This is a genomic window from Haloferax namakaokahaiae (assembly GCF_042663225.1).
Lineage (GTDB): Archaea > Halobacteriota > Halobacteria > Halobacteriales > Haloferacaceae > Haloferax > Haloferax namakaokahaiae.
Genome location: NZ_JBHTAA010000015.1, coordinates 127,316 through 138,144, shown reverse-complemented (window position 1 = coordinate 138,144; position 10,829 = coordinate 127,316). Strand labels below are relative to the sequence as shown.

General features: G+C 63.7%; 9 protein-coding genes and 2 pseudogenes. 6 read left to right on the top strand and 5 right to left on the bottom strand.

Going from position 1 to position 10,829, the window contains the following annotated elements; translation table 11 throughout:
* The coding region (locus tag ACFQJC_RS18215) for an EthD domain-containing protein (protein WP_390226153.1) at positions 1-542 on the bottom strand (542 nt) is incomplete at its 3' end.
* Between the two features lie 168 nt (positions 543-710).
* Here ACFQJC_RS18215 and ACFQJC_RS18210 point away from each other — a divergent pair.
* Together ACFQJC_RS18210 and ACFQJC_RS18205 are read left to right on the top strand one after the other, a co-directional pair.
* Complete coding sequence (locus ACFQJC_RS18210; protein WP_390226151.1) at positions 711-1,961, top strand: M24 family metallopeptidase; 1,251 nt, start codon at positions 711-713, stop codon at positions 1,959-1,961.
* 277 nt (positions 1,962-2,238) lie between these two features.
* Positions 2,239-3,165 carry a DUF1028 domain-containing protein gene (locus ACFQJC_RS18205; RefSeq protein WP_390226149.1) on the top strand — a complete coding sequence of 309 codons (927 nt, stop codon included), beginning with the start codon at positions 2,239-2,241 and terminating at the stop codon, positions 3,163-3,165.
* A 96-nt stretch (positions 3,166-3,261) separates the two neighbouring features.
* On the opposite strand, the gene ACFQJC_RS18200 is transcribed toward ACFQJC_RS18205, so the two are convergent.
* Entirely contained in the window at positions 3,262-3,792 is a 531-nt protein-coding gene (locus tag ACFQJC_RS18200) for a DoxX family membrane protein (protein WP_390226147.1), read from the bottom strand.
* 249 nt (positions 3,793-4,041) lie between these two features.
* On the opposite strand from ACFQJC_RS18200, the gene ACFQJC_RS18195 reads away from it, so the two are divergent.
* From ACFQJC_RS18195 to ACFQJC_RS18185, 3 genes are all read left to right on the top strand, one after another.
* Positions 4,042-5,568, top strand: a complete 1,527-nt coding sequence (locus tag ACFQJC_RS18195; protein ID WP_390226146.1) for a cobyric acid synthase — start codon at positions 4,042-4,044, stop codon at positions 5,566-5,568.
* An 84-nt stretch (positions 5,569-5,652) separates the two neighbouring features.
* Entirely contained in the window at positions 5,653-5,799 is a 147-nt protein-coding gene (locus ACFQJC_RS18190) for an HVO_A0556 family zinc finger protein (protein WP_390226144.1), read from the top strand.
* Between the two features lie 78 nt (positions 5,800-5,877).
* Complete coding sequence (locus tag ACFQJC_RS18185) at positions 5,878-7,134, top strand: ABC transporter substrate-binding protein (RefSeq protein WP_390226141.1); 1,257 nt, start codon at positions 5,878-5,880, stop codon at positions 7,132-7,134.
* 6 nt (positions 7,135-7,140) lie between these two features.
* Here ACFQJC_RS18185 and hutH read toward each other — a convergent pair whose 3' ends face one another.
* The 3 genes and pseudogenes from hutH to ACFQJC_RS18170 all read right to left on the bottom strand — a co-directional run.
* A complete protein-coding gene (gene hutH / locus ACFQJC_RS18180; protein ID WP_390226139.1) occupies positions 7,141-8,718 on the bottom strand; it encodes a histidine ammonia-lyase in 1,578 nt (525 codons plus the stop codon).
* A complete protein-coding gene (gene hutI, locus ACFQJC_RS18175; RefSeq protein WP_390226137.1) occupies positions 8,711-9,934 on the bottom strand; it encodes an imidazolonepropionase in 1,224 nt (407 codons plus the stop codon). Before hutI ends, hutH begins: the two co-directional genes overlap by 8 nt.
* Positions 9,927-10,490 (bottom strand): annotated as a pseudogene (locus ACFQJC_RS18170) (arginase family protein); the annotation flags it as partial. The pseudogene ACFQJC_RS18170 and the gene hutI, both read right to left, overlap by 8 nt.
* On the opposite strand from ACFQJC_RS18170, the pseudogene ACFQJC_RS18165 reads away from it, so the two are divergent.
* Positions 10,479-10,718: pseudogene (locus ACFQJC_RS18165) on the top strand (hypothetical protein); the annotation flags it as partial. The pseudogenes ACFQJC_RS18170 and ACFQJC_RS18165 overlap by 12 nt on opposite strands.
* Positions 10,719-10,829: the final 111 nt, after the last annotated feature.

Below are 10,829 nucleotides of genomic sequence, written 5' to 3'. Positions count from 1 at the left end.
AGTTCGGCGATACCGTCGAACTCCGAGTGGTCGGGGTCGGTCGGGACGACTCGCGCGTAGCGAACGACGCCGGGAATTTCGCGGGCGAGCGGAACGTGCGTGTTCGCCCAGTGGTCGAGGAAGTCGTCGTGGCTCATGCCGTCTTTGCGGACGAGGAACGCCGAGTGCTTGTACAAGCCGGTGGTGTCGCCGCCGGTCTCGTCCTTCTCGACGATTTCCTCGCCGATGAATCGCGGGCGGCGCTCGATATCGAGGAAGTTGTCCACGTCCTTGCGGGCTTTCTTGGCGTAGCCCTTCGCGGGGTCGTAATCACGTGACTCTTCGCTTCCGAGCGCGTCGTGGAGGGCGTCGAGGTCGTCGAAGTAGAGTTCGGCCACGCCGTCGAACTCGGCCGCCTCGGGGTCGGCGGGGACGACCGTCTGATACCGGACGACGCCCTCGATTCGGCGCGCGATGGGCGTGTGCTTTTCCTGCCAGTACTCGACGAACTCGTCGTGACTCAGCTCGGGCTTCCGGACGAGAAGCGCGACGTGCTTGTACATGCGTACACCGTTCGAGTATCCGAACAATAAATCATGAGGTACGGGGGACAGGCGAGACCGAGGAAACAACAAGACGGCGCGATGGTCTCGTTCGGCCACGAGAGTCTACACTAAATTAATGTGATAGTCCCGTGTGGTATCACCATGCCTTTCCACGAACGGGACTTTATGAGTGGAACTCGGGGGACCATGGCCGTCGATTGGGAGGCCAGAATCGACGTGAAGCGGATGCGAGACGAGCGGAAGTCGCGGGCGCTCGAACGCATGCGTGAGGCCGGACTCGGTAGTATGCTCCTCTTGGACGACCCGAACATCCGCTACGTGACCGGGCTGGCGATGACCGGCGGGTCGGGTGCGGACCACTACTCGCTGCTTCTCGAAGACGGACAGGTCGTCCACTGGGACACCGCCGACCACGCGAGCAACCAGCGCTACAACTGTCCGTGGCTGGACGACATCCGCTACGCGTGTCCGGGATTGGGGAACGTCCCGCGCGCATCCGGCAGTGACTCGGCACGGCGGTTCCTGCTCGATACGATGGCCCAGAGCGTGGTCGATGCGCTCGACGAGTACGGACTCGCCAAAGAGCCGATGGGTATCGACGTGGCCAACGGCGGTCTCCTCGACGCCTTCGAGTCGAAGGGTGTGGACGTTCGACCCGAACCGTGTGTGAAAGCGATGGAGAGTGCACGGAAGACGAAGACGGACGACGAAATCGAATGCCTGCGGCAGGTCGCCGCCATCTGTGAGGCGGGGTTCCAAGCCGTCGTGGAGAACGCCAAACCCGGTGCGCGAGAGTCGGAGGTGTGGGGCGACGCGGTGCGAGAGATGTGGCGTCACGGCGCGATGGTCCAAGGCGGCTATCTCACTTCGGGACCGAACACGTGGCCGAAACATCAGGCCAACACCACGGATAGGATGATTCGTCCCGGTGACCTCGTCTACGCCGACTGCTACAACGTCGGCTACCTCGGCTACCGGTCGTGTTACTACCGGACCTTCTCGATGGGCGAACCGACGCAAGCGCAGAAGGACGCCTACGAAGTCGCCCGCGACAACCTCTACGCCGTCCTCGACGAAATCGAACCCGGAAAGACGACCGACGAGATTTCGATGGCCTTTCCCGACATGGAAGGCGAACACGCCGACTACTACGGCGCATCCGACCACTGGCAACTGACGACGAACCACTGGGCACACGGACTGGGTCTCCAGCTCTACGAAGTCCCGCTCATCTGGCGCGGTCTCTCGCCCGACCACCCCATCGAAATCGAGGAGGGAATGACGATGGCCGTCGAGACCCAAGAGCCAGCAGACAGACAGGGCGTCCGCGTCGAGGAGATGGTCGTCGTCCGCGACGACGGCGTCGAACTGCTCAGTCAGTGGCCCGTCGAAGAGATAACCGTCATCGACTACTGACGGTTGGAGCCGATTTTGAACGGTACGTATAAGAAATTAGAGACGAACCGAACCACTGGTACAATTTTTACAATTTGTGGAAATTGTACAAGAATTGTACTTCCAAATATCTTTTCAGGTTTCGAACGTCTGAATAGTACTGAAGAGATAATCCAGACACCGAATCATCCAAGATTTCTTATATAGTTGGCCAGAGCGGAATCGGAGACGAAACCACACCCAGCCAACACCGCCGGTTGGTGAATTCTTATTCGAACCCGGCGTGTCGATACCGACGATGCAACCGCGTCCATCAACGTTCTCTATCGTCGCCCGCGACCCGGCCACCGACGCCGTCGGCGTCGCCGTCCAATCGAAGTTCGTCAGCGTCGGTTCCGTCGTCCCCTTCGTCAGCGCCGACGCTGGAGCCATCGCAACCCAGAGTTTCGCAAACGTCGCCTACGGACCGGACGGGTTGGATGCGCTTCGAGACGGCAACACGGCTGCCGAGACCATCGAGTTGCTGACCGAGGCGGACGACGAAGCCGAGAGCAGACAGGTCGGTGTGGTCGGTCAAGACGGGTCGATTGCGGCGTTCACCGGCGAGGCGTGCTTCGACGTGGCCGGTGATATCCAAGGCGACCACTACACCGTCCAGGGGAACATCCTCGAAAACCACGAGACGCTCGAAGCGATGGCCGAGGCGTTCGAGACGACCGATGGCGGACTTCCCGAAAAGCTCCTCGCGGCGCTCCACGCCGGCAACGACGCCGGCGGCGACAAACGCGGTGAGCAGAGCGCCGCGATGTACATCGCCAAACCAGAAGGCGGCTACGACGGCGGCAACGACCGCTGGGTGGACGTTCGCGTGGACGACCACGAACACCCAATCGACGAACTCGAACGCGTCTTCCGCCTCTACGACATCACGCTCTTGGCACGTGAGGAACCCGAGGACGTCGAGTCGCTCGCTGGCGAAACCGCACGGGAAGTCCTCGAAACGCTCGCCGAACTCGGCTTCTACGACGGTGACCCGACGGCGGGGTTCGGCGACGAAGAACGGGAGGCCCTCGAATCGTTCCGCGGGATGAACAACTTCGAGAATCACACGTTGACGGTGCTCGAAGACGCAATCGCCCGCGGGTGGGACGATGCAGACGGCGACGGCGAATCGAAGCTCGTCAACGCGATTTGGCACGGTCTCGCACGACTCGACAGAAAGTAGTCTTCGAAAGGTTGGATAGCGAAAACGGGGAAGGAAAGGAAACGAGAGGGAAGGAGACGAGACGCCGGTTCACACCACCACCCGAACACCCCCGAGTTAGCCGAGGATGTATTTGAGGGCGGGGCGCTGGCGGACGAATTCGGTCTTTTCGACGATGGCATCGACGCCGTAGATGCGACCCAGCGCGAGGGTGCCGACGATGGCGAAGAGCATCAGGCCGAAGAGGTCGCCGTTGACGAAGCCGTGTGCGAAGTCCGCGTTCCCGAGGTAGAAGAACACCATCAGGAAGCCGCCGAAGAAGGCGGCGAGGCGGGTGAGCGCACCGACGAGGATTCCGAGACCGATGAGGACCTCACCGAGCGGAATCATGAAGTTGGTCAACTCCATCAGGACGGGGACGCCGGCGACCCACGCGAGGAGACCGTGGACGAGCGTTCCTTGCGTCGCACCGGTCATCCAGCCAGCCGCGTTAAACGGCTCTGCGCCGAGGTATTTCGTCACCCCGGCGTGGAGGAACCAGTACCCAGTGAGGAGGCGAACCAGCACGAGCACGTAGCCGGTTACCCCTTCCGCGTAGTTGAATTCGATCTGTCGTCCCAGCATCTCGACTTGGGCGTTCGTGGTCATTTTTTCTCACCTTACATCTGAACAGTCGCCTGCAAGAAGAATATAAACACAGCGTCGTTTCCAATTTCATAGAATTGGGAATCATCGAAAAACAGGGGATAGATGGCCTGAAACGAGGATGTGAAATCGTGGTGTAACTGGCGATTAATCGTGAACCGTGAGGAGACGAGCACGGTTGGAGACGGTGAAACGACGGCGTTACACCCCAAAATCGGTACTTTTGACCCGCCTCCACGCGAGCACCAGTCAATGACAGCGCCGACCCTCCTCGTCGCCGGAACGGCCAGCCACGTCGGCAAGAGTACGGTCGCCGCCGGACTCTGCCGACTCTTCGCCACGCAGGGGTACGCCGTCGAACCCTACAAGGCCCAGAACATGAGCAACAACGCCCGCGCGGTCGTGACACCCGAGGGCGACGACTTCGGCGAAATCGGCGTCTCACAGTACGTCCAAGCCCGCGCAGCGAGGACGACACCGACGACCGACCACAACCCCGTGCTCCTCAAACCCCACGGCGACGGCACGTCCCAACTCGTCGTTCAGGGGACGGCTGTCTCGGTCAACACGGCGGGCAACTACTACGACGACTACTGGCACGACGCCCGGCAGGCCGCAATCGAGTCGCACGAGCGACTGGCGACGCGGGCCGACATCGTCGTCGCCGAGGGCGCGGGGTCGATTGCCGAGATCAACCTCCACGACCGCGACCTGGCCAACGTCGAAACCGCTCGATTCGCGGACGCCCGAATCCTGCTCGTCGCGGACATCGAACGCGGCGGCGTCTTCGCCAGCCTCGTCGGGACGCTCGAACTCCTCCCCGACGACGTGCGAGAACGCGTGCTAGGCGTCGTCATCACCAAATTCCGCGGGAGCCTCGACATCCTCGAACCCGGTCTCGACGCCTTCGAGGAGAGAACTGGCGTTCCCGTCCTCGGCGTACTCCCCTACGACGACCCCGGACTCCCCGAAGAAGATAGCCTCGCACTCCCGGCGGAGGGGGCGCGAGCGACGTTCGGCGACGACGACGGTGTCGCGGCCGAACACACAGTCACCATCGGCGTCCCCCGATTACCTCGCATCTCGAACTTCACCGACTTCGAACCGCTGGCCGCAGTTCCGGGCGTCCACGTCGTCTCACTCCCGTTTGATGCGTCGCTCGATGGAATCGACGGCGTCGTTCTCCCGGGAAGTAAGAACACCGTGGACGACCTCGTCGCGCTCAGAGACGCAGGGTTCGAGCGCGAACTCGAAGCCTTCGACGGGCCACTCGTCGGCATCTGTGGCGGCTATCAACTCCTCGGTCAGCGAATCGAGAACGCAGACGTGGAGAGCACACGAGGCGTCGCCGAAATCGACGGACTCGGCTACCTCCCGACGGTGACTCGTTTCGAACCCGAAAAACACGTCGAGGCCGTGACCGTCGAGTTCGAGGGTTCAGGGCCGCTCGCGGGCGCGAACGGTACAGTCAGCGGCTACGAGATTCACCACGGAACGACCCGACTCGTCGGCGATGCGACCGCGCTCGCCGGCGACGGCGCGGCGACCGGTCGGGTCGCGGGGACGTACATCCACGACCTGTTCGCCAACGACGGACCGCGTGAGGCGTTCGTCGATGCGGTGTACGCCCACGCGGGGCGAGAGCGTCCGAAATTCGACGAGACGGCGTCCGAAGAGACGGACCCCTACGAACGAGCGGCGACGCTCGTCGGGTCCGCAATCGACGTACAGGGCCTCGTTTCGACACTCGGTCTGCTAACCAGTTCACGAGACCAGTGACCGTTCACGACCTGCACAGTGGTTCATCGCGCTATATTCTGTTCTGGAGTAATGTTCATTAGTTTGGAACGACGAGTGCGTACCATGTCTGAATCAGCGCTCATTTTCGAGACGATGGCCGACGACGACTGCACCTACTGCGACGAGGGGACACTCGAACTGCGTTCCTACAAGGATAACGACGCCATCGTCTGCGACGACTGCGGCACGCCCGCGGTACAGGTCTGGTGAGTACTGGCCGCCGACACGAACTTTTAGGCGTACAAAAATTTCGAAAGCCATTTGTTGATTTAGGGTTGCCTAAATCATATGGACGAGAAATTCATCGACGCCGGAACTCCGACGCGCCGGGCGTATCTCAAGAGCGGGAGTGCGCTTCTCGCGGGCGGACTTCTCACCGGTTGTACGGGCCAGAGCGGCTCCGAGTCGGAGACCGAATCGGCCGACGCGACGACAACCGCGAAGGAGACAGAGACGGAGGCAGCGGCGACCGAGACGACGGCCGAAGACACCGGCTATTCGGTGTCGATGTCGCCGGTCGGAGAGGTCGCCTTCGAGTCGATCCCGGAGGACGTCATGGTGTACAGCCTCCTCTATGCCGACATGGCGGTCGCATTCGGTCACGGCGACGCGGTGAACTCCCTCGGCTTCGACAGCGACGCCGGCGGACGGACGCTCGACGCCTACTACGACCGACTCGACGGCGTCTCGTTCGACCGCGAGGGACTCGCACAACTCAACAACGGGTCGAGCGACATCAGCGTGGATAAAGAACTGCTGTACGAACTCGACTCCGACCTGCACCTCATGGACCCCGCGCTGGCGGTGAGTTTCGACGGCTGGGAGCAGTCGGATATCGAGGAGGTCGGCGAGCAAATCGCCCCGTGGTTCGGCAACGTCTACAGTCGCGCGCACAGCACGCCACCTGAGCCGTACGCCGAGAACTACGAGTACTACACGCTCTGGGAACTCACCGAGAAGGTCGGTGCCGTCTTCCAAGCCGAAGCACGCGCCGCGGAACTCAAAGCCGTTCGTGACGATTTGGTCGAGACGATTCAGTCGAACCTCCCACCGGAAGACGAACGCCCGACCGTCGGCGTCGTCATCTTCATGAGCGACACGTTCTACCCCTCGAAAGTCAACGTCGATGGGTTCGCAACCTCGCACATCCGCCCGCTCGGCGTGCAAGACGCGTTCGCGGCCGACGACGTGACCTACGAGACGTCCTACGACTACGAGACGATGCTCGAAATCGACCCCGACGTGCTCTTGCACAGTTTCTGCGTCGCCTCCTACTACGACGTGAACGACATCGAGCAGACGCTCGCCGAACACCCCGTCGGCGGCGAACTCTCGGCCGTGAAGAACGGCCGCGTCTACCCCTCGGGCAACCCGGTACAGGGTCCGATTATGAACCTCTTCCAACTGGAGATGACCGCCAAACAGCTCTTCCCCGAGCAGTTCGGCGAGTGGCCCGAATACGAGGGCGGCGCGTACCCCGAAATCCCCGAAGACGAGCAGTTGTTCGACCGCCAGCGCGTCGCCGACATCGTCGCAGGAAACTGAATCGGCTCAGTCGAGCGCGTCTTCGACGGCCGCCCGTATCGCGCCGAATCGAACGAGGTCGGCGGCGATTTCGAGTTCGCCGTCGAGCTGTCTGTCGTCGCCGAGCGGCGGCACGACTTCTCGAATCGCGTCGCGGACGGCGCCGGTCCCGGTTCCGAGTCCGAGTCCGTCGGGGAGGAATTCGGCGGCTTGCGACCCGCAGAGCAGTTCGACGCCCACGATGGTGGCGACGTTCTCGGCGACGGTTCGCGCGTTGAGCACGCTCTGGCCGCTCATGCTCACGTGGTCCTCCTGCCCCCCGCTGACGGGCGTCGAATCGAGCGACGGTCGGCCGAGCGAGCGGCACTCGTTGAGCAGCGCGGCGGCGGTGTACTGTGCAATCATGTAGCCCGAGCGCAGACCGCTGTGTTCGGTGAGAAAGGGCGGCAAGTACGACTCTTGGATTTTCGGATTGAGCATGCGGTCGGTCCGCCGTTCCGAAATCGCGGCGAGGTCGGTGAGTGCCCCTGCCGCGTAGTCGAGGCGGAGCGCGAGCGGTTCGCCGTGGAAGTTTCCCGCGGAGATGACCGCCGCAACGTCGGTTCCGGGGGCGCGCTCGTCCACCGAGCCGGCGGGGAAGACCAGTGGGTTGTCAGTCGCGCTGTTGAGTTCGATTTCGACCGCCTCACGCAGGTGTTCGACGGCGTCTCTGACCGCGCCGTGAACCTGCGGCAGACAGCGAATCGAGTAGGCGTCTTGGACACGCTCGCAGTCCTTGTGGGATTCGAGGACGGTCGAACCCGCGGTCAGTCTCCGAATCGCGGCCGCGCTCACTTGCTGGCCGGGATGCGGTCGAACCTCGTGAATCGCGGGGTCGCAGTTCGCCGTCGTCCCCATCGTGACTTCGGTCGTCAGCGCGCCCGCGGCGTCCGCGGCATCGACGACTCGCTCGGCATCGACGACGAACAGGGAGGCGAGGCCGACGGTGAGTTGCGTCCCGTTGATGAGCGCGAGACCCTCTTTCGACGCGAGCGTGACCGGTTCGAGTCCGACCGTTGCGAGCGCCTCGTCGCCCGTGAGTCGGTCGCCGTCGTAGTACGCGTCGCCCTCGCCGATGAGCACGAGCGCCATGTGCGCGAGCGGAGCGAGGTCGCCGCTCGCACCGAGACTCCCGCGGGAACGAACGAGGGGGTGGACGCCCGCGTTGAGCAGGTCGGCGAGGAGTTCGACGACCATCGGTCGAATCCCGGAGTAGCCCTTGGCGAGCGTGTTCGCCCGCGTGACCATCATCGACCGGACTTCCTCGATGGAGAGTTCGCGGCCGGCACCCGCGGCGTGGCTTCGAACGAGGTTCGTCTGCAATCGCTCGATGTCCTCGGTGTCGATGTGCGTCTCGACGAGGTGTCCAAACCCGGTGTTGACGCCGTAGACGGGGTCGCCGGAGTCGATGACGGACTCGACGCGCTCGCGGGAGGCCTGCATCTTCTCGTACGCGCCGTCGGCGAGTTCGAGTCGGGCGTCGTGGCGGGCGACGGCGACGACTTCCTCCGGCGTCAGCGACTCGCCGTCGATGACGACCGTCGTCGGGATTTCGCGCTCACGCATGGACGACCACCCCCGATTTCAGCACCGTCGAAACGGGGTTCGTGTCGAATCGGTACGGGAGGTGCGCGATGCTCGGCACGTCGAGAACGACGGCGTCAGCCGTGCTCTCGGGCGCGAGCGTTCCGCGTCCGTCCGAGAGGTCGAGCGCGTTGGCCGCGGCGCTCGTACATCCCCTGACGACTTCGTCAGGCGTCATTCGCATGCCGACGCTGGCGAGTGTGGCGACCAGTCCCATCGTCCGAACGAAGCAGTTGGGGTTGAAATCGGTTGCGAGGGCGACTTCGTGTCCCGAGTCGAGAAAGGCGCGGGCGTCGGCGTAGTCGGCACCGAGACCGAACGCGGTTCCGGGGAGCACGACGGGCGTGACACCCGCATCGACGAGTCGCGCTCTGCCATCCGCGTCGGTGTGAAGTAGGTGGTCCGCGCTCGCCGCGCCAACGTCCGCGGCGACGTCGGTGCCGCCGATTGCGGCGAACTCGTCGGCGTGAACCTTCGGCGTGAGTCCGTATTCGAGACCCGCTTCGAGGATGCGTCTCGATTGGTCGGCCGAGAAGACGCCGCGCTCGCAGAACACGTCGCAGAACGTGGCGATACCTTGGTCAGCGACGGCGGGCAGTTGCTCCGAGACGACGTGTTCTGTGTACTCATCGGTGTCCATCCCGCGCGGGACGGCGTGTGCGCCCATGAACGTCGGAACCACGTCCACTGCATGCCGGCTCCCGGCCTCGTCGATAGCCGCGAGCATCCGCAACTCGGTCTCGGTGTCGAGCCCGTAGCCGCTCTTGATTTCGACCGTCGTCGTCCCGTTTTCGAGCATCGCGTCGAGGTGCCCGGTGAGGTTCGTGACGAGTTCGTCGTCGGTCGCCTCGCGGACGGCATCCACCGTCCGAAGAATGCCGCCGCCGTCTGAGAGTATCTCCTCGTAGGTCGCGCCCCGAAGCTTGGCGACGAACTCGTCCGAGCGGTCGCCCGCGAAGAGCGCGTGGGTGTGCGGGTCAACGAATCCCGGAAGGACTGTCTTTCCCGTGGCGTCGATTGCAACATCGGCGTTCTCGGCGGGGAACTCGGCGAGCACATCCTGAGTGGGACCGACGGCGACGACGGTCCCATCGACGGCGGCGAACGCGCCGTCTGCGACGACTTCGATTCCTGTCGGACCCTCGGGTCCGACGACCAACTCGGACGCGCCGTAGACGACCGTCAGGTGGTCAGTCACGCGAGTTCACCCCCGAGAGCGCGTGGGCAATCGCACGGGCGGCGGCGCGGACGGTTCGCCCGTCGTGGTCGAGTGGCGGCGCGCATTCGACGACTTCGAAGCCGACGACTCGCGGGTCGGCCGCGACGCGCCGGAGCATCGAGAACAGTTCGCGCGTCGAGATACCGCCCGGCGTCGGGGCGCTCACGCCCGGTGCGGCAGTCTCATCGAGAACGTCCACGTCCAGACTGACGAAGACGTAGTCGCACCCGGTGAGCGAGTCGAGCGCGAAGTCTATCGTCTGGTCGGCGTCGCGGCCGACTTCTTCGGCCGTGAAGATGACGCCGCCTTGCTCGCCGAGGTAGTCGGCGTACGCCGTCGAGGTTTCGAAGTGGCGCGCGCCGACGACGGCGAGTCGGTCCAATCCGTCGTCGAACAGTTGGTGATAGGGCGTGCCACTGGACGGACCGTCAGTCGGTTCGCGGCAGTCGAGATGCGCGTCGAAACTCACCACGCCGACCGACGCGTCTCGGTCCAGAAGCGGGCGGACGTTAGCCACAGTGAGCGAGTTGTCGCCGGGACCGGCACTCCCTCGACGTTCGAGGTGACCGTCGATGGTCACATCTCCCCGCTGACCTCGAACGGGGGACTCAGCACCGTCGGTGTACTCGGTCCCGCCGCGGAGGGCGCAGTCGTGAAAGAGTCCCGAAGCTACCGCTTCGCTGGCGACATCACGAACTTCCAATCCAGTGACGCCGTCACAGTGTACGTCGATGGTGTGCGCGTTCCGGACAGCAGTTTCTGAGAAACGACGCTCCCACGTACTTTTCTGGACACCCCGAACTCACCAGCGACCGCTGGCGAGGACAGTTCCCGCCGGGCACTTGCCCCGCTGTGGCACTGCCACAGTTCTCGA

What these genes read in the sequence shown, in the direction of transcription:
- ACFQJC_RS18210 (WP_390226151.1), top strand. Translation starts at nt 711, where the DNA reads ATGAGTGGAACTCGGGGGACCATGGCCGTCGATTGGGAGGCCAGAATC.
- ACFQJC_RS18205 (WP_390226149.1), top strand. Translation starts at nt 2,239, where the DNA reads ATGCAACCGCGTCCATCAACGTTCTCTATCGTCGCCCGCGACCCGGCC.
- ACFQJC_RS18200 (WP_390226147.1), bottom strand. Translation starts at nt 3,792, where the DNA reads ATGACCACGAACGCCCAAGTCGAGATGCTGGGACGACAGATCGAATTC.
- ACFQJC_RS18195 (WP_390226146.1), top strand. Translation starts at nt 4,042, where the DNA reads ATGACAGCGCCGACCCTCCTCGTCGCCGGAACGGCCAGCCACGTCGGC.
- ACFQJC_RS18190 (WP_390226144.1), top strand. Translation starts at nt 5,653, where the DNA reads ATGTCTGAATCAGCGCTCATTTTCGAGACGATGGCCGACGACGACTGC.
- ACFQJC_RS18185 (WP_390226141.1), top strand. Translation starts at nt 5,878, where the DNA reads ATGGACGAGAAATTCATCGACGCCGGAACTCCGACGCGCCGGGCGTAT.
- hutH (WP_390226139.1), bottom strand. Translation starts at nt 8,718, where the DNA reads ATGCGTGAGCGCGAAATCCCGACGACGGTCGTCATCGACGGCGAGTCG.